The organism is Streptomyces sp. NPDC104106 (assembly GCF_055584345.1).
The window spans coordinates 357,417-374,556 of sequence record NZ_JBVJMF010000004.1; the positions used below are offsets into that span (position 1 = coordinate 357,417).

General features: G+C 74.3%; 16 protein-coding genes and 1 pseudogene. 8 read left to right on the forward strand and 9 right to left on the reverse strand.

Annotated features, from left to right (window positions below; translation table 11 throughout):
- Nucleotides 1–17: 17 nt before the first annotated feature.
- Nucleotides 18–380, reverse strand: a pseudogene (locus ACZ60X_RS12355) (hypothetical protein); the annotation flags it as partial.
- A 310-nt stretch (nt 381–690) separates the two neighbouring features.
- On the opposite strand from ACZ60X_RS12355, the gene ACZ60X_RS12360 reads away from it, so the two are divergent.
- Nucleotides 691–1,470: a putative protein N(5)-glutamine methyltransferase gene (locus tag ACZ60X_RS12360; RefSeq protein ID WP_469596814.1), complete on the forward strand. Its 780-nt coding sequence runs from the start codon at nt 691–693 to the stop codon at nt 1,468–1,470.
- A gap of 12 nt (nt 1,471–1,482) precedes the next feature.
- Here the strand turns inward: ACZ60X_RS12360 and ACZ60X_RS12365 are convergent, their stop codons facing one another.
- Nucleotides 1,483–3,561, reverse strand: a complete 2,079-nt coding sequence (locus ACZ60X_RS12365) for a SpoIIE family protein phosphatase (protein WP_469596816.1) — start codon at nt 3,559–3,561, stop codon at nt 1,483–1,485.
- A gap of 319 nt (nt 3,562–3,880) precedes the next feature.
- Between ACZ60X_RS12365 and ACZ60X_RS12370 the strand changes: the two genes are divergently transcribed.
- A complete protein-coding gene (locus ACZ60X_RS12370) occupies nt 3,881–4,762 on the forward strand; it encodes a hypothetical protein (RefSeq protein ID WP_469596819.1) in 882 nt (293 codons plus the stop codon).
- A 109-nt stretch (nt 4,763–4,871) separates the two neighbouring features.
- Nucleotides 4,872–5,243, forward strand: a complete 372-nt coding sequence (locus tag ACZ60X_RS12375; protein WP_469596821.1) for a hypothetical protein — start codon at nt 4,872–4,874, stop codon at nt 5,241–5,243.
- A gap of 16 nt (nt 5,244–5,259) precedes the next feature.
- Here the strand turns inward: ACZ60X_RS12375 and ACZ60X_RS12380 are convergent, their stop codons facing one another.
- On the reverse strand, nt 5,260–5,673 hold the full coding sequence (locus ACZ60X_RS12380; RefSeq protein WP_469596825.1) for a tautomerase family protein: 414 nt from the start codon (nt 5,671–5,673) through the stop codon (nt 5,260–5,262).
- Nucleotides 5,674–5,845: 172 nt separating this feature from the next.
- On the opposite strand from ACZ60X_RS12380, the gene ACZ60X_RS12385 reads away from it, so the two are divergent.
- Together ACZ60X_RS12385 and ACZ60X_RS12390 are read left to right on the forward strand one after the other, a co-directional pair.
- On the forward strand, nt 5,846–7,861 hold the full coding sequence (locus tag ACZ60X_RS12385; RefSeq protein WP_469596828.1) for an FAD-dependent oxidoreductase: 2,016 nt from the start codon (nt 5,846–5,848) through the stop codon (nt 7,859–7,861).
- 31 nt (nt 7,862–7,892) lie between these two features.
- Complete coding sequence (locus tag ACZ60X_RS12390) at nt 7,893–8,438, forward strand: PadR family transcriptional regulator (protein ID WP_469596831.1); 546 nt, start codon at nt 7,893–7,895, stop codon at nt 8,436–8,438.
- Between the two features lie 15 nt (nt 8,439–8,453).
- Here the strand turns inward: ACZ60X_RS12390 and ACZ60X_RS12395 are convergent, their stop codons facing one another.
- Entirely contained in the window at nt 8,454–8,981 is a 528-nt protein-coding gene (locus ACZ60X_RS12395) for a hypothetical protein (protein WP_469596834.1), read from the reverse strand.
- Between the two features lie 173 nt (nt 8,982–9,154).
- Nucleotides 9,155–10,132 carry a fibronectin type III domain-containing protein gene (locus ACZ60X_RS12400; RefSeq protein ID WP_469596837.1) on the reverse strand — a complete coding sequence of 326 codons (978 nt, stop codon included), beginning with the start codon at nt 10,130–10,132 and terminating at the stop codon, nt 9,155–9,157.
- Between the two features lie 463 nt (nt 10,133–10,595).
- Here ACZ60X_RS12400 and ACZ60X_RS12405 point away from each other — a divergent pair, with 463 nt between their 5' ends.
- A complete protein-coding gene (locus ACZ60X_RS12405; protein WP_469596839.1) occupies nt 10,596–11,297 on the forward strand; it encodes a glycoside hydrolase family 75 protein in 702 nt (233 codons plus the stop codon).
- Between the two features lie 159 nt (nt 11,298–11,456).
- On the opposite strand, the gene ACZ60X_RS12410 is transcribed toward ACZ60X_RS12405, so the two are convergent.
- The 3 genes from ACZ60X_RS12410 to dhaK all read right to left on the reverse strand — a co-directional run bounded on the left by ACZ60X_RS12410 (nt 11,457) and on the right by dhaK (nt 13,551).
- Nucleotides 11,457–11,867, reverse strand: a complete 411-nt coding sequence (locus ACZ60X_RS12410; protein WP_469596842.1) for a PTS-dependent dihydroxyacetone kinase phosphotransferase subunit DhaM — start codon at nt 11,865–11,867, stop codon at nt 11,457–11,459.
- Between the two features lies 1 nt (nt 11,868).
- A complete protein-coding gene (gene dhaL / locus ACZ60X_RS12415) occupies nt 11,869–12,477 on the reverse strand; it encodes a dihydroxyacetone kinase subunit DhaL (RefSeq protein ID WP_469596844.1) in 609 nt (202 codons plus the stop codon).
- Nucleotides 12,478–12,558: 81 nt separating this feature from the next.
- A complete protein-coding gene (dhaK, locus tag ACZ60X_RS12420) occupies nt 12,559–13,551 on the reverse strand; it encodes a dihydroxyacetone kinase subunit DhaK (RefSeq protein WP_469596846.1) in 993 nt (330 codons plus the stop codon).
- A 306-nt stretch (nt 13,552–13,857) separates the two neighbouring features.
- Here dhaK and ACZ60X_RS12425 point away from each other — a divergent pair, with 306 nt between their 5' ends.
- Nucleotides 13,858–14,430 carry an STAS domain-containing protein gene (locus ACZ60X_RS12425; RefSeq protein WP_469596848.1) on the forward strand — a complete coding sequence of 191 codons (573 nt, stop codon included), beginning with the start codon at nt 13,858–13,860 and terminating at the stop codon, nt 14,428–14,430.
- Nucleotides 14,427–15,683, forward strand: coding sequence for an ANTAR domain-containing protein (locus ACZ60X_RS12430; RefSeq protein WP_469596850.1), 1,257 nt, complete (start codon nt 14,427–14,429; stop codon nt 15,681–15,683). Before ACZ60X_RS12425 ends, ACZ60X_RS12430 begins: the two co-directional genes overlap by 4 nt.
- 280 nt (nt 15,684–15,963) lie before the next feature.
- On the opposite strand, the gene ACZ60X_RS12435 is transcribed toward ACZ60X_RS12430, so the two are convergent.
- Complete coding sequence (locus tag ACZ60X_RS12435) at nt 15,964–16,875, reverse strand: LysR family transcriptional regulator (protein WP_469596853.1); 912 nt, start codon at nt 16,873–16,875, stop codon at nt 15,964–15,966.
- Between the last annotated feature and the right edge of the window lie 265 nt (nt 16,876–17,140).

Sequence of the window (17,140 nt, forward strand, 5' to 3'; positions counted from 1 at the left end):
GGCATCAACGGGACCCCGGGCAGCGCAGTCACCAGATGCAGGGGTCGGGCCCGGCCGGACACGGTGTAGCGGGCCAGCGTGAGGGTCAGCCCGGGGCGCAGCAGCCCGTCGGGTGCGATCCTCGGCATGTGCCAGCGCAGGAGGTCGGGCGCGAGATGCCGGAGGTCGGTGCGCAGCCGCGCCGTGAGATCCGCGCCATGGACACGGGCGACGCAACGCAAGTCGAGGTCGACGTCGACGCGGGCGGCGCAGGCTCCCGCCCAGTCCCCGGCGGCACGCCGGTCGGTGGCCAGCTCGATCATGGACGGTGGCACGGCGCACGCACGCACGCGCTGCCACAGGGAAAGCCGGGAATCCTCGTACGCGCCGGAGGTGGGCATCAGCACTCACCTTGCGCGGACGGGACCCCCATCGCAGAGTCGGTCGAGTCGTCATCGCGGGGAGCAACCACCGGCCGGGCGGCGTGTCACCCGCATTTCCCGGCGGCCCGGTACGGCGGCCGCGGGCGGCCGTTGGGATAGGGTGGCCGTCCGGTCGCGCATCGGTCGCGGCCCCGATCGCCGGAGGAGGTGGGACCCATCACCGCTGTGTCAGCCGGGGTGCTCTTCCCTCAGGACGGCGCGGTGCACCGGAGGCGGTGACCGCGGGAGCGCCCACCGGTCAAGCGCTCCTGAAAGGCTTTCGCCCTCCGTGTACTCATCTGCTTTTCCTTCCGCCGTCGTCTCCGCCCTGCGTGCCGCCGGGTGCGTCTTCGCCGAGGACGAGGCGGAGTTGCTCCTCGCCACCGCCCGGACCGCCGCGGAACTGACCTCGATGGTGGACCGGCGCGTCGCCGGGCTCCCGCTGGAACAGGTCCTCGGCTGGGCCCCGTTCCACGGACTGCGCGTCCGGGTGGAACCGGGGGTGTTCGTCCCCCGCCGCCGTACCGAGTTCCTCGTGGACCAGGCGCTGGCGCGGGCGCCGCACGCGTCCGTCGTCGTGGACCTGTGCTGCGGCTCCGGCGCGCTCGGCGCCGCCCTCGCCGCCGCCCTCGACGGCGTCGAGGTGCACGCCGCCGACATCGCCCCGGCCGCTGTCCGCTGCGCCCGCCGCAACCTCGCCCCCTTCGGCGGCCGGGCGCACGAGGGCGACCTCTACGACGCCCTGCCGCGAGGACTGCGCGGCCGCGTCGACCTCCTCGTGGCCAACGTGCCCTACGTCCCCACCGCCGAGGTCCCCCTGCTGCCGGCCGAGGCCCGCGACCACGAACCGCTGGCCGCCCTCGACGGCGGCGCGGACGGTCTCGACGTCCTGCGCCGGGTGGCCGCCGGGGCGCCCGCGTGGCTGGCGCCGGGTGGCTGGCTGCTGACCGAGACCAGCGAACGCCAGGCGCCGGCCGCCCTGCGCGCCTTCGCCGACGCCGGCCTCACGGCCCGGCTGGCGAGGTCGCGGGAGCTGTACGCTCACGTGGTCATCGGGGTACGGCCCTGACGCCCGCCGCCGCTACGGCAGTTCCTGCGCCCGGGCGATGAGCAGGGCGACGTCGTCGTGGTTGTCGGGGTGGTGCAGGGTCCGCAGCAGGAAGTCGCAGGTCTCCTCCAGGGGGCGGGCGGGGTCGTCGAGCAGGGACAGCAGGAAGTCCAGCCGCTCGTCGAGCGAATGGCAGCGGGTCTCCACCAACCCGTCGGTGTAGAAGACGAGTTCGTCGCCGGGCTCGAAGTCGACGGTGACGGTGGAGAACCCGATCCCGCCCACCCCCAGCGGCACCCCGGTGGGCAGGTCGAGCAGTTCCGGCGGCCGGCCGGGGCGGACCCGGGCCGGCGGCAGATGGCCGGCGTTGGCGATCCGGCACTGCCGCAGATGCGGATCATGGACAGCGTAGACACAGGTCGCGATGGAGTGGTCCAGGGCCGACGTCGTGTCGTCCAGGTGCTCCAGCAGCATCGCCGGGTCCAGGCCGAGGGAGGCGAGCGTGGTGGTCGCGGTGCGCAGCCGGCCCATGGTCGCGGCCGCGCTGATCCCGCTGCCCATCACGTCGCCCACCACGAGCGCCGTCTTGCCGTCCCGCAGCGGGATGACGTCGAACCAGTCGCCGCCGACCTCGCTGGTGGCGCCGGCCGGCTGGTAGCGGGAGGCCACCTCCAGGCCGGTGGTGACCGGTGGATGGCCGGGCAGCAGGCTGCGCTGGAGCGTCAGGGCGGTGTTGCGGGCGTTCTGGTACCAGCGCGCGTTGTCGATCTGCACCGCCGCGCGGGCGGCCAGTTCGCGGGCGAGCAGGACGTCGTCCTCGTCGAACGGCGCGGGGTTGCGGGTCCGTTTGAGGTCGAGGGCGCCGAGCACCTCGCCGCGCGCGATCAGCGGCACCGCAAGGTACGAGTGCAGGCCCGCCCGGCCCAGCAGCGCGGCCGCCTCGGCGGAGCGGGCGATGCGGGGCAGGTCCGCGTCCTTCACCTGCGGCACCAGCACCGCCTCGCCCGAGCGCACGCACTCGGTGACCAGCCGGTCGGGCGCGTACCGGGCGATCCTGCCGGGCGCGTCCGCGGCCCGTACGGCGTCCGAGTCGTCCTGCGGGCGGACCGCGAGGGCCCGGATCACCGCCGACTCCGCCGGACCCAGCGCGCTGCGCCGGCCCTCCACCACCGCGTCCAGCAGGTCCACGGCGGCCACGTCGGCGAGTTCCGGTACCGCGACCTCGGCCAACTCACAGGAAGTGCGGTCCAGTTCGAGCGTCGTACCGATCCGGGCCGAGGCGTCGGCGATGACCGCGAGCCGGCGCCGGGCCGCCTCCGCCTCCAGGGAGGCCCGGTGCTGCTCCGTGATGTCGATCACCGTGACGGCCACCCCGAGCACATTGCCCATGGCGTCCTCCAGCCGGTACAGCGAGTGCGCCCAGGTGTGCTCGTGGTCGGGGTCGGCGGGGGTGCGGCCGATCGTGAGGTCGTCGATCACGGGCAGGCCCGTCTCCAGCACCCGTCGGGCCCCGGTCTCCACGGGCCCGGCGTCCACCAGCGGCAGCACCTCGCGCAGCGTCCGCCCGATGTGCTCGGCGGCCGGCACCCCGTTGATCTTCTCCAGGGCCGGGTTGACCGAGACGTACCTGAGGTGGGTGTCGAGCACGGCGTAGCCGATCGGGGACTGCTTCACCATCCGCTCGGACAGTGCCACGTCCTGCTCCAGCCGTCGCACGGTCGACTGGTCGGCGGCGAGTCCGAGCGCGTACACGTCGCCCCGGTCGTCCAGCAGCCGCATGTTGCGGAACTCCACCAGGCGGGTGCTGCCGTCCTTGTGCCTGACGGGGAAGCCGCCCGCCCAGCTCCGCCCGGTGCGCATCACGTCGGCGAAGAGCCTGCCGACCAGCTCGATGTGCCGCTCGTGGACCATGAGCCGGGCCGCGTACTGGCCGAGGGCCTCCTGCGCGGAGTAGCCGAACAGCTCCTCGGCCTGCGGGCTCCACAGCACGATGCGGCCCTGGGTGTCCAGCACGACCGACGCCACGCCCAGGACGTCCAGCAGGCCGCCCGGGGGCACGGGCCCGCGCACCGGCTCACCGCCCTCCGGCGCCGGAGCCTCGGCTGCACTCATGCCACGCACCGCCTTCGCCCGTTCGCACGGCATGCCGTCCCCCGTGCCGACTCCCCTGGTCCTACCGCGCTCACACCCGTCTCTCCGCCGCCTTCGCCGTCTACCTCCACCATCCCTCACCACGGCGGCGCACGTCCGCCCGAACCGCCCGACCCGGCGCCCGCCCGCGCGCCGGCTCCCGTCCCGGACATCGTGCCCGCACCGAGCGCCGGGCGGGAGAGTTCACACTGATGTCGCCTTGTTGGTCTGTACATGCCCACGAGGCCACGCCAGACTGTCCGCCGTGCGAGTACCCCCGCCCCCGTCCGAGGAGTCGGCCATGCCCGTGTCCGCCCGGCAACGTTGTCACGTAGTCCTCGCCGGACTCGTCACCCTGGCCACCGCCGCCGTCGTGTCCTTCGCCGCACCCGCGCCCGCCTCCGCGGCCGGCACCTGGACCGAGACCGGCTCGGACCGCGCCGACCCCCTGACCGAGAGCCAGGGCCTGACCTCGGTGGAGGTCCCCGCGAACAGCCCCAACCGGTACACCGGCATCGGCACCATCCCGCTCAGCGTCTCCGTCCGGGGCTGGAACCACGTCGGCGACCCCGACGCCTCGTACAGCGGCTACTACGTCGAGCCCTACCAGGAGGACTCCGGCAACGCGAAGATGTACCGCGTGCAGGCGCCCGACGGCACCTGGTCGGAGTACGTGCACACGCTCAGCCCCGGCGAGGCCCTGAACAACTCCTGGGACGCGATCTCGCCCGACGGCCAGTGGATGCTCTCCGGCGAGTGGGGCACCATGAACCGCCTGCTGGTCTTCCCGACCCCCGGCGTCAACGCGAGCACCTCGCCCTCGGCGAACCTCCCGCTGGCCTCGAAGGTGAACCTCGACCACCCCGTCCGTGACGTGCAGGGCTGCGACTTCTCCGGTCCCACCACCCTGCTGTGCTCCTCGGACGACCCCGACGGCAGCCTGTTCGGCATGACCAAACCGCTGCTCCGGATCGACCTGTCGGCCACGCCGAACGGCTCCTCGGACGTCACCGGCCATGTCACCGCGCTGCGCCAGCTGCCGCTGCGCAGCGCCTGCTCGGGCAACTTCGAGGTGGAGGGCATCGACTACGACCGGCGCACGGGCATCCTGCGCGTGATCGTGATGTCGCCGGGCTTCTGCGTCCTCACCGACAGCAAGACCTACACGTTCACCCGCGGCTGAGCCCGGCCGCTCCGGGTGTGCGCGGCGGCCGGTGGTGCTTTCCTGGGGGTGGAAGCGGCTGGGCGGGGTACCCCCCTCCACCGCGGCACGGCCACGAAAGGAGCGATCAATGGCACACACGGAGCGGTCGCATCCGGAAACCGTCACGGTGGAGATCAGCGGCTCCAAGGAGGACGCCCGCATCGTCTTCGACGCCCTGCGGTCCTGCTTCGCGTCCGACCGGGGCGCGGAGGAGGTGCCGCAGCAGTTCCACGAGGTGCGGCCGATGGTGTGGCTCGGCACGTACGACGTCACGGACGAGCACGAGCCGCACTGCCGGCCGGTCCACCTCGGCGCGGCCGTCCAGGCGGACGTCCAGGGCGGCTACTGGGCCGTGAACCGGTTCCGGCGCACCCTGGACTCGATCTTCACCGTCCAGGAGACCTGCACGGCCTCCGGCGACCAGGAGCGGGACCTGCACCTGCGCCTGGAAAGCGCCTGACACCGGCCGCGCAGGGCTACGCCGACGCCCCGGACGGCTCCTCGCCGCCCGGGGCGTACTGCGCCACCCCGTACCCGAAGGACCAGTCGACGGCCGTGTTCTCGGTGAGGGTGACGAGCACGTGGCCCGGGTCGGTGCCGGTGCGCTCGTGCACCAGCTCGGCGATCCGCAGGTACAGCGCCCGCTTGCGCTCCGCGCCGCGCCCGGCGCGCAGGGTGATCGCGACGGACACCGCCGAGTCGTCCTTGGGCACGCCGAGGTAGTCGTCGTAGCGCAGGGTGCTGCTCAGGCCGTGGTGGCCGGTCAGGACCTGGAAGCCGTCGTCGGGCGGGACGCCCGGCGTCTCCACCAGGGCGTCCTGGACGGCCCGGCCGAGCGCGTCCAGCCGGGCGGGATCGGTGCCGAGCGTGTCGATGCGGACGAAGGGCATGGCGGGAGGTCCTTTCGGCGGCGTGTTCCGGTCGACGGTGTGTTCCGCGTCGTGTGTACATACTGGTAGGTACAGGGTGGCCGGTGACCCCTCCGCAGTTATGCAACTAGTTGCACAAAGGGGCGGGTGTCCTCTACAACAAGGAGCGACGACACCGCGCACGGAGGGCCCGATGAGCCGTTACCCGCATCTGCTGACCCCGCTCGACCTGGGCTTCACCACGCTGCCCAACCGCGTGCTCATGGGCTCCATGCACGTCGGCCTGGAGGAGGCCGAGCACGGCTTCGAGCGGATGGCGGCCTTCTACGCGGCCCGCGCCCGCGGCGGAGTGGGCCTCATCGTCACCGGCGGCATCGCGCCCAACGACGAGGGCCGGCCGTACGAGGGCGGCGCCAAGCTCACCACCGAGGCGGAGGCCGAGCGGCACAAAGTGGTCACCGACGCCGTGCACGGCGCGGGCGGCCGTATCGCGATGCAGATCCTGCACTTCGGGCGCTACGCCTACCACCGGGACCTGGTCGCGCCGAGCCCGCTGCAGGCGCCCATCAGCCCCTTCGTGCCGCGCGAGATGACCGACGCCGACATCGAGCGGACCGTCGACGACTACGCCCGCGCCGCCCGCCTCGCCCGGCAGGCCGGTTACGACGGCGTGGAGATCATGGGCTCCGAGGGCTATCTCATCAACGAGTTCATCGCCCTGCAGACCAACCGGCGCACCGACCGCTGGGGCGGCTCGTACGAGAACCGGACGCGCTTTCCCGTCGAGATCGTCAAGCGGGTGCGCGAGGCCGTCGGCGAGGACTTCATCGTCATCTACCGACTCTCCATGCTGGACCTGGTGCCGGGCGGCTCCTCGCTGGAGGAGGTCGTCACCCTCGCCAAGGAGATCGAGGCCGCCGGCGCGACGATCATCAACACCGGCATCGGCTGGCACGAGGCCCGCATCCCCACCATCGCCACGTCCGTGCCGCGCGGCGCCTACACCTGGGTCACCCGCAGGCTCATGGGCGCGGTGTCCGTGCCACTGGTGACCACCAACCGCATCAACACCCCCGAACTCGCCGAGCAGTTGCTGGCCGACGGCGTCGCCGACATGGTGTCGATGGCCCGGCCGATGCTCGCCGACCCCGACTTCGTCGCCAAGGCCGCCGCCGGCACGCCGGAGGCCATCAACACCTGCATCGGGTGCAACCAGGCCTGCCTCGACCACACCTTCAGCGGCAAGATCACCTCCTGCCTGGTCAACCCGCGCGCCTGCCACGAGACCGAGCTGGTGCTCTCCCCGACCCGGCTGAAGAAGCGCGTCGCCGTCGTCGGCGCCGGCCCCGCGGGCCTGGCCTGCGCGGTGAGCGCCGCCGAACGCGGCCACGAGGTCACGCTCTTCGACGCCGCGAGCGAGATCGGCGGCCAGCTCAACGTCGCCCGCAAGGTCCCCGGCAAGCAGGAGTTCGACGAGACGCTGCGCTACTTCCGCCACCAGCTCGACGCGCACGGCGTGGACGTACGCCTCGACACCTGGGTCACCGCCGAGACCGTCGCCGGCTACGACGAGGTCGTCGTCGCCACCGGCGTCACCCCGCGCACCCCCGACATCCCCGGCGTCGACCACCCCCGCGTCCTCGGCTACCTGGACGTGCTGCGCGACGGCGCCCCGGTCGGCGACCGCGTCGCGATCCTCGGCGCGGGCGGCATCGGCTTCGACGTCGCCGAGTACCTCACCGACGGCGGCGACAAGGCGAGCGAGGACCCCGAGACGTACTTCCGCGCCTGGGGCGTCGACATGGACTACCGCGCGCCCGGCGGCCTCGCCGCGCCCGAGCGCCCCGCCCCGCCCCGCCAGGTCCACCTGCTCCAGCGCAAGACCACCAAGGTCGGCGCCGGGCTCGGCAAGACCACCGGCTGGATCCACCGCACCGAGCTGAAGCACCGGGGCGTGACCATGGTCCCGGGCGTGCGCTACGACCGGATCGACGACGCCGGCCTGCACATCACCGTCGGCGAGGAGAGCACCGTGCTGGAGGTCGACACGGTCGTGCTGTGCACCGGCCAGGAGCCGCGCCGCGCCCTCTACGAGGAGCTGGCCGCCGCCGGGCGCAGCGTCCACCTGATCGGCGGCGCGGACGTCGCGGCCGAGCTGGACGCCAAACGGGCCGTCAAGCAGGGCACCGAGCTTGCGGCGACGCTGTAGGGCGCCGGCCGCGCCTCCCTAGGATGAGCCCATGTCACTCCCGCACGCGATCCTCACCGCCCTGCTGGAAAAGCCGTCGTCGGGACTGGAACTGACCCGCCGGTTCGACAAGTCGATCGGCTACTTCTGGTCCGCCACGCACCAGCAGATCTATCGCGAGCTGGGGAGGCTGGAGGCCGACGGGCTCATCCGCGCCCTGCCGGCCCAGGCGCCGGCCCGCGGGCAGAAGAAGAGCTACGAGGTCCTGTCCGCGGGCCGCGCCGAACTGGCCCGCTGGACCGCCGCCGCGCAGGACCCCAAGCCGCAGCGGGACGTGCTCCTGCTGCGGCTGCGCGCCGCGGCGGTGGTCGGCACGGCGGGCCTGGAGGCGGACCTGCGCCGCCATCTGGAGCTGCACCGGCGGCAGTTGGCGGAGTACCGGGAGATCGAGCGGCGCGACTTCCCGCCCGAGCGGGACGCCCCCGAGGACCGCCTGCGCCATCTCGTGCTGCGCGCCGGCATCGACCTGGAGACCTTCTGGACCCAGTGGCTCACCCGCGCCCTGGCGGAGTTCGCCGACCTGCCCGACGCCGGCTGAGCCGCTGACCGCCGCTCAGAACCCGTGCGGCTTCGAGCGGCGGCGCACGGACCAGCCCGTGGCGATGACCCCGGTGCCCACCAGGGCCCCGCCGATGCCGAGCGTCAGCGGGCCGTAGTCCCGCGCGGCGCCACCGAGGCCGCCCACCACAGCCCGCGACGGCGCCGCCGAGACCGTCGGCGCCGAGGACGGCGAGACGATCACCGACCGGGTGCCCGCCGTGGTGCCGCTGGAGCAGACCACGACCACCGTGTACGTCCCGGGGCTCACCCCCGTCCAGGCCGCGGACTGACTGACGGACGTGCCCGCCAGGGCCGTCTGCCGCCCCTGCGAGAAGTTCGTCTGCCGGCTGGTCAGCAGGGCCGCGCTGCCCCAGCTGCCGTTGATCTGCGCACACGCGCTGGTGACCACCGAGACGGTGGAGCCGGCGGTGCTGACGGAGATGCCCGAGGCCGCGGCGGACGGACCGGCGAGGGCGGCCGGGAGCGCGGCGGCGGACGCCAGCGTCAGGCCGGAGCGCAGGAGGAGTCGCGAGATGTGCATGGGCCGGCCTCCGGCCGCACGGTCGGCGGTACGTCCCGTGCGCCGCCGAGGATCGGGTACGTCCGTGCGCCTGGTCAGCAGCAAACGCGCCCGCGCGGGTGCCGGCATGCGGGAGGCGGCCGGTCAGGTGACGCATTCCTCCGGGCGGCGCAGAGCCGCCCGCTCGTCCGCCGTCACCGCTGTGACAGGGTCACCGTGCGCTCCGCCGACCAGCCGCCCCACGTGCCGTCCGGCAGCCGCGCCCGGAGCCGTACCCGGTGCTCCTCGCCGTGAGCGGTGCCGGCGTAGAAGCTGTAGCTCGCCCGGCCGGTCGGTGGCGTACCGCCCCACACCAGCGAGGTGGTCGCCGTGCCGTCGAGCTGGATGCGGTACTCGGTGATCATCCCGTCCGTGGGCGGCGGATCCCAGGACAGGTCGATGAAGAAGGCCCCGTCGGAGCGGTGGGCCGCGGCCGTGAAACCGGTGGGGCCGGTGCCGCGGCCGTCGTCCGAGCCCGGGGTGGTGAGGCGGACCGGGGCGCTCGCGGCGGAGAGGTTGTCGGCCGCGTCCCGGGCCCGGACCGTGAAGACGTACGCGGTGCCCGGGCGCAGCCCGGTGACCACCGCCGCCGTCCGGCCGCCGCCGACGGTGTGGATCGGCACACCGCCCTGGCATACGTCGTACGACACCACCCCGTGGTCGTCTCTGGACGCGCCCCAGGACAGCTGGACCGCGCGGCTGCCGACGACCCGCCCGGCGGGTGACGACGGCCGGGTCGGTGCCGAGCGGTCCGCCGCCGCCCGCGCCGGCGTCCGCGCCCGCACGGCCCGGCTCGGCGGCCCGAGACGGCCCTGGCTGTCCCGCGCCCGCACGGTGAAGGAGTACAAGGTGGACGGCCTGAGCCTGACGACGTCCACCATGGTTTGCGAACCAGGCACTTCGGCCGCCTTCGTGGTGCCGCGATACACCTCGTAAGCGCGGATGCCGGGACTGTCGGTCACCGCGTTCCACATCACGTGCACGCTCGTGGCGCTGCCCGCCTGCGCGGTGACACCGGTCGGCGCACCGGGGGCGCGGCCGTCGTCCCCTTCGCCGGACCCGCCCCGGCCGCAGGACGCGACCAGCAGCAGGGCTCCGCAGACCATGACGAGCCACAGGGGTACACGTCGCACGGCTCTGCCTCCCCGGGACGGCACACGACACACGGCATACGGCATCGGCAGCACATCGGCATCCGCAAAGGTCCGGACCAATATGGCCCGGCGGGTGCGGGGACGGCAAGGGGGCCGCACGCGGTGACCGGTGGCGCCCCCGCGTTGGTGACCCACCGGGGGAGTTACGTATGCTGAGGCTCCCTACGGCCGAACTCCCCGAGAGAGCAGGGAAGTTCACGCCGATGGCGCGGACACGCTGTCGTCGCCGAAGCCGCGCCGACGCGGGCGGCCGGGGGATCCGGGACTCGCTTCGTCCCGGATCCCCCGGCCCCTGTCGTCCCCGTCACGTCCGCTGTCCCTCACGGGGCGTCAGAAGCGTGCTCCATACGGCCCCTTCGGGAGCGGCCCGGACGGCTCCGGGCGCGGACCCACCGCACAGTGGCCCGGGTGTCCGCCCGTCCCCGACGAGAGGTCCCTCATCGTGCGTGTCCCGTCGCTGACACCGGCCGCGGCCTGCGCGGCCCTGCTCGCCCCGGCCGCGCTGCCCGCCCCGGCCACCGCCCTCCCGCCGCACGAACGACCCGTGGTCCGCGGTGCGGCCGCCGTCGCCGCCGCCGACCTGCTGGCCCGGCTCGGCGGGTGCCACCAGATCTCCCGGGGCCGGTACCGCACCGGCGCCGGCCGACCGGCGACCGTACCCGTGTGCGGCACCCGGGACGCCGTGTTCTGGAAGGCCGACATGGACATCGACTGCGACGGCCAGAGAACCGCCCGCTGCAACCGCCGCACCGACCCCGCGTTCGCCCCCGCCACCGCCTTCCCGCGCTCCGACGGCCGCTACCTGAACGCCGAGACGCTGCCCTACGTCGTGATCCCCGCGCCGAGCCGGATCTGGGACCACCGCGCCTTCGGAGTGCGGGGCGGCTCCATCGCCGCCGTCGTCTACCGCGGCCGGGTGCAGTACGCGGTGGTCGGCGACATCGGCCCGCGCGACATCATCGGCGAGGCCTCCTACGCCACCGCCCGCGCCCTCGGCATCAGCGCCGACCCGCGCACCGGCGGGGCGCCCTCCGGCGTCACCTACATCGTCTTCCGCAACTCCGGCGTGGACCGCATCGAGGACCGCGCGGCGACGGTGGCGACGGGCGAACGGCTGGCCCGCCTGCTCGCCGCCGACCGCTGACCGGGCTCGCCGGCGCCGCCGTTCGCGGCCTTCGGGCGGGCGTGCGACGGCTGCGCGGCCAGGCTGCCGCGGGGCCTCGCCCGGCACGCCTGCGGGCACCTCGGTACGAAGGGTGCGCGGGGGGTGTACGAGGGGTGTGACGATACCCGCCGCCCGCCGTCACTCCTTGCGGTAGCGGTACGCCTCCGTGGCCGCGGCTTCCACCGCGTCCAGGTCCGCTCCGGTGGCGGCGGTGACCACCGCGGCCACCGCGCCCTCCAGGAACGGCGCGTCCAGGAGCCGGGTGCCGTCCGGCAGTTCGTCACCCTCGGCGAGCAGGGCCTTCACGGTCAGTACGGCGCTGCCGAGGTCGGGGATGACCGCGACGCCGGCGCCCCGGTCGACCGAGTCCGCCGCGGCGCAGATCAGCGCGGCGCTGGTGCCGACCCCGCCGCCCTCGGTGCCGCCCGCCGGGGCCACGGGCACCGCCTCGGCTCCGCCCGCGAGCCCCTTGGCCAGTTCGGCGACCGCCGCGGCCACCGCCGCGCTGTGCGACACCAGCACGATCCCGACCAGTTTCTCCCCGCTCACGTCAGCCCTCCGCCGTCGCCGCCGCTTGTTCGAGCGCGGCGATCAGCAGGGCCGACGAGGTCGCCCCGGGATCCTGGTGCCCGATGCTGCGCTCGCCCAGATAGCTCGCCCGGCCCTTGCGGGCCTGGAGCGGGACGGTGGCCTCGGCGCCCTCCTCGGCGGCAGCCCGAGCGGCGGCGAAGCCGTCCCCGAGCGCGGCCACGGCCGGCTCCAGCGCGTCGATCATGGTCTTGTCACCGGCCACCGCACCGCCGAGCTTCTTCACCCCCTCCACCCCGTCCCGCAGCGCCGCCGCCAACTGTTCCTCGCTGACCTCGGCGGCCTCGCCGAGCGCCTTGCCGGCCCGGCGCAGCAGCGTGCCGTACAGCGGCCCGGACGCGCCGCCGACCGTCGAGATGAGCCGGCGTCCCACGAGCGTCAGGACGGCGCCCGGTGTCGCGGGCGCCTCCTCCTCCAGAGCGGCCGTCACGGCCGCGAAGCCGCGCTGCATGTTGATGCCGTGGTCCGCGTCCCCGATCTCCGAGTCGAGGTCGGTGAGCCGCTGCGCCTCACGGTCGACGGACGCGGCGGTCACCGCCATCCAGCGGCGGAAGAAGTCGGCGTCGAGCACTGGATCTCCTTGCGTGGTGAGTGCCTTGGTCGGCGGGGCGTCGTGCGGGCGGCGGGCCAGGCCGACCGCCGCGGCGCCGTGTCACATGCCCCAGCGCAGCGCCGGGGTCTTCACCGGCGCGTCCCACAGCCGCAGCAACTCCTCGTCGATCTGGCACAGCGTCACCGAGGCACCCGCCATGTCCAGGGAGGTGACGTAGTTGCCGACGAGCGTACGGGCCACGGCCACCCCGCGCTCGCGCAGCACCCGCTGCACCTCGGCGTTGAAGCCGTACAGCTCCAGCAGCGGGGTGGCGCCCATGCCGTTGACCAGCACCAGCACGGGGTCGCGCGGGGGCATGTCTTCCAGGATCGCGTTCACCGCGAAGTCGGCGATCTCCCCGGAGGTCATCATCGCCCGCCGCTCCCGGCCCGGCTCACCGTGGATGCCGATACCCAACTCCAGCTCACCCTCCGGGAGTTCGAAGGTCGGGGTGCCCTTCGCCGGGGTCGTGCAGGCGCTGAGGGCCACGCCGAAGCTGCGGGAGTTCTCGTTCACCTGCCGGCCGATCGACTCCACGCGCTCCAGCGGCTGTCCCTCGGCCGCGGCGGCGCCGGCGATCTTCTCCACGAACAGCGTCGCGCCGGTGCCGCGCCGGCCGGCGGTGTAGAGGCTGTCGGTGACCGCCACGTCGTCGTTCACGAGCACCTTGGCGACCTGGATGCCCTCGTCCTCGGCCAGTTCGGCCGCCATGTCGAAGTTCAGCACGTCGCCGGTGTAGTTCTTCACGACGAACAGCACCCCGGCGCCGCTGTCCACGGCGGCCGCGGCACGCGCCATCTGGTCCGGCACGGGCGAGGTGAACACCTCTCCGGGACAGGCGGCGGACAGCATGCCGGGGCCCACGAACCCGCCGTGCAGCGGCTCGTGCCCGGAACCGCCGCCCGACACCAGCGCGACCTGCCCGGCCACCGGAGCGTCCCGGCGGACGATCACCCGGTTCTCCACGTCCACGGTCAGCTCGGGATACGCGGCCGCCATCCCGCGCAGCGCGTCCGCCACGACGGTCTCGGGCACGTTGATCAGCATTTTCATGGGGGAGTCTCCTGGTGAGCGTAGCGTCGGCGGTCCGGTGCGGTTCGGTGCGGTTCCTCGAGGTCGACGGCGGACGGTGGCGGGTCTGTCGCTGACTCAACTGCTGACTCGACTATGGGCAGTATCGGCCTTGCGGAACCGAAGGTCATCCGCGATCGCCGGATCTCACGCTGCGTAGTGGGACGGGCAGCGCACCGTGCGACACGCACGGGGAAAATCGTTGCATCAGGCGCACGCGCGGAGCACAGTGAAGCCCCGGTCAAGACGCGGCTGGCTGATCCTTCCCCACCCAGGAAGCCCGATCCCATGGAAAACGGTCAGCCGTCCCCTGCCCCCGCCCGCCCCCGCGGCCCGGCCCCGCTGCTCGTGCAGACCCTGCACGAGCAGCGCCCCGAGGTCGGCGGGATCAGCGTCCTGAAGGCCCGGGGCTCGGTCGACGCCTCCAACGCCATGGAGTTCTCCGAGGCCCTCGCCGAGCACATCGCGCACGCCGACGAGTCCGGAGAGCACCCCCTGCTGGACATGACCGAGATGTACCTCGCCTGCGCCGCCGCCGTGCGCTCCCTGGACCGGGCGACCGGTGCCCTCGCCTTCTCCGGCCGCGCCCTGCCGGTCGTACAGCCCCGCCCGCACGTCCGCGACGCGCTGCGCGCCGCGGGACTGCCGGGCATCCGCGTCCACGCCACGATGGCCTCCGCCCTGAACGCGATCGAGGCAGCACCGGACGCGGGGCAGGCGCGGCGAGGCGGCGGGCAGGCGGGGCGGAACGCGGTCGGGACCGCGACCGACTCCGCGGGAACCGCCCCGGATTCCGGGGTCCCCCGAGGCCCGGTAGGCGGCGGGCACGCTCGGGCGACGCGACGACGGGCGGGGCCATGAATCCCCCTCCCCGGCCGCCGGACCCGTCCGGCACACCGGCCCCGCTCGTCATCGCGTCGTCCGTCGTCGAGGGGCTGCCCGACGAACCGGCACTGCTGCTGCGCATGTCCGGCAGCCTCGACGCCGAGGGCGCCCAGGCCTGGTCGGCGGAGCTGCGCGGCCACCTGGAGCAGGCCGACCGCGCCGGACTGCGGCCCGTCCTCGACATGGGCCATGTGCAGCTCGGCGGCGCCGCCGTCCTGCGCGCGCTCAGCGAGACGACCCGGGCCCGCCCCGGCCGCCCGGACCTCGTCGTCGTCCGGGCCCGGCCCGGGGTGCGCGAGGCGGTGCGGCTCGCGCGCCTCGACGGCGTCCGGCTCTACGCCACCCTCGACGAGGCGCTGCGCGAGCTGGCCCGGGCCGCCACCCGCACCGCGGATCTGCCCGGCTGGCGGTCACAGATGGCCGACCCGCTGCGGCCCAGCTACGAGGACCTGCGCACCGAGGTCCGCGCCCTGCGCGCCCGGGTGCGCTCCGCCCCGGTCATCGGCATGGCGCAGGGTGTGGTCATGGTCCGCTACGGCGTGCCGGACCCGGCCGGCGCCTTCCAGGCGCTGCGCGAGGTCTCGCAGCGGTTCAACGTGCCGCTGAGGGTCCTCGTCTCGGCGGTGGTGGCGGCCCGGCCACCGGACGGCCCGGTCTGGTTCCCCGGCCGCCGGCCCCTGCCCGTACCGCCGTTGCGCCTCCTGGCCCGCGACGGCCTGGACCCCCGCTACCGGCGCCGGATGACCGACGCCGTGCTGCACGAGGCGCTGGCCGTCGGGCGCGCCTGCGCCGGATACGTACGCTGCGTCGACCCGGCCGTGCACGAGCTGGTGCTGGAGGCCCACCACGGCTGCGCGGAGACGTTTGTCGACCATCTGGTGCGCGGCGGGGACGACGGTACGGCGGACGCGGTCGCGCGGCTGCGCGGTCGCCGGGTGAGCGTGCCCGACGTGGCCGCCGACACGCTGCTGCCCGAGGAGTCCCGGCGGGTCCTGCTGGACACGGGCACCCAGGCCGTCGAGAGCGTCCCCGTGCTGTCGGCGTCCGGGACCTGCGTCGCCGTGATCACCCTGCACTGGCCCGACGCGGGGCGCCGCCCCACCCCGGAGCAGAGCCGGCGGCTCGCCCTGCTGGCGTCCGACACGGCGGCCTGGCTGAGCTGGTACCAACGCTCGGTCCTTCTGGACGCGCTGGAGCACCTGCACCGGACGCTGACCGGCCCCGGCTGACGGCCGTGCGGGCCGGCGCCGGCCGGCCGGGCGGCATGGCGGGCGGCGGGCTCGGTGACCGGTCCGGCGAGGAGCGGGGAAGGGTCGTTCCAGGGCCGCCCCGGGTGACGGCGGTGGCGACAGCCGGGCGGGCCGGGCCTCCGCCGTCCGGTGCGGTCGCCGGTCCGAGCAGCACGGCGGAGCCGGGCGCGTTCCGCTCCGCCGGCGCCGGACTCGGCCCCGGCGGGCCCGCCTCCGTCCTGCCGGACCCGGTGTACGGCCGTGTTCGTCGCCGTGCTCGTCACAGGCCCGCCGGCACGGCCCGGCGGGCCGGGGCGCGCAGGGAGTCGGCGCTGAGGTAGGGGCGCAGCGCCTGCCGGGCCGCGTAGAGGGCGGCCTCCGCCAGCGATGTGTGCGTGGCCGGGGCGAGCGCGAGGGAGAGCGGCAGGGGGTCCGGGGCGGGCAGCGCCGGCAGCGCCCCGGTGGGCAGCCGCGGCACGGTTCCACTGTCCGGACTGTGCGCGGGCAGACAGGTCAGGCCGAGGCCGGCGGCGACCGCGGCGCGCAGCCCGGGCACGTCGGGGCCCTCGTAGGCGATGTGCCACGGGAGGTCCTGGGCGCCGAGCGCGGCGAGGACGTGCCGGCGCAGACCGCACGGCTCGCCGCACAGGGCGATCGGCAGGGAACCCGGCGCGGGGGAGGGGAGGCTGCCGTACCAGGCGAGTGGCACCGCGCCCACGGCCCGGGAGCCGGCGCCGCGCGGCGGGCGCAGCACCAGCGCGAGGTCGAGTTCGCCCGCCGCCACCCGGGCCGCCAGCGGCTCGCTCAGCCCGGTGTGCACGGTCGGGCGGATCCACGGCGCGAGGCCCACCAGGGCGGTGAGGAACTCCGGCAGGGCGCCTTCGAGGTACGGGGACACGCCGATGGCGACGCCGGTCGGGTGCTCGCCCGCGGTGATCCGGGCGGCGGCCTCGTCGTTGAGCGCGACGATGCGGCAGGCGTAGTGGTACAACTCCCTTCCCGCGTCCGTGAGTTCAAGACGGCGTCCGGTGCTGGCGAAAACGGGTCCGCCCAGCACCGCCTCCAGACGTCGTATGTGCTGGCTGACCGCGGGCTGGGTGAGGGACAGCGCCCGGGCCGCCCGCCGGAAGCCCCCGGTGCGCATGATGGTGACGAGCGTGCGGAGCTGACCGACGTCCAGGTTGCGATACACCGGTTCCCCTTTCGTGTACGACCGGCCTTCGCTGCACCACTTCCCGCACATATGGGAATTTCTTTGCCGACGTTTTCCTTATTCCTGTCGGTGGGGCGACAGCTTTCGGACTGGTGCAGACTACAGACACCGGGCGTGCCGAGCGCATGAATGAGGTCACGGTCCCCGGCCCGGGATTAACCGAGACTGGCCGAAAAACGACCGTCTTGAGGGAGGTGCCGGCGCGCGGAGCGTCGCGCCGAGGGTGAAAACTTTCGTTGATCGG

Excerpts from the sequence above, each read along its gene's own strand:
- ACZ60X_RS12365 (WP_469596816.1), bottom strand. The coding sequence starts at position 3,561 with ATGAGTGCAGCCGAGGCTCCGGCGCCGGAGGGCGGTGAGCCGGTGCGC.
- ACZ60X_RS12370 (WP_469596819.1), top strand. The coding sequence starts at position 3,881 with ATGCCCGTGTCCGCCCGGCAACGTTGTCACGTAGTCCTCGCCGGACTC.
- ACZ60X_RS12375 (WP_469596821.1), top strand. The coding sequence starts at position 4,872 with ATGGCACACACGGAGCGGTCGCATCCGGAAACCGTCACGGTGGAGATC.
- ACZ60X_RS12380 (WP_469596825.1), bottom strand. The coding sequence starts at position 5,673 with ATGCCCTTCGTCCGCATCGACACGCTCGGCACCGATCCCGCCCGGCTG.
- ACZ60X_RS12385 (WP_469596828.1), top strand. The coding sequence starts at position 5,846 with ATGAGCCGTTACCCGCATCTGCTGACCCCGCTCGACCTGGGCTTCACC.
- ACZ60X_RS12390 (WP_469596831.1), top strand. The coding sequence starts at position 7,893 with ATGTCACTCCCGCACGCGATCCTCACCGCCCTGCTGGAAAAGCCGTCG.
- ACZ60X_RS12395 (WP_469596834.1), bottom strand. The coding sequence starts at position 8,981 with ATGCACATCTCGCGACTCCTCCTGCGCTCCGGCCTGACGCTGGCGTCC.
- dhaK (WP_469596846.1), bottom strand. The coding sequence starts at position 13,551 with ATGAAAATGCTGATCAACGTGCCCGAGACCGTCGTGGCGGACGCGCTG.
- ACZ60X_RS12425 (WP_469596848.1), top strand. The coding sequence starts at position 13,858 with ATGGAAAACGGTCAGCCGTCCCCTGCCCCCGCCCGCCCCCGCGGCCCG.
- ACZ60X_RS12430 (WP_469596850.1), top strand. The coding sequence starts at position 14,427 with ATGAATCCCCCTCCCCGGCCGCCGGACCCGTCCGGCACACCGGCCCCG.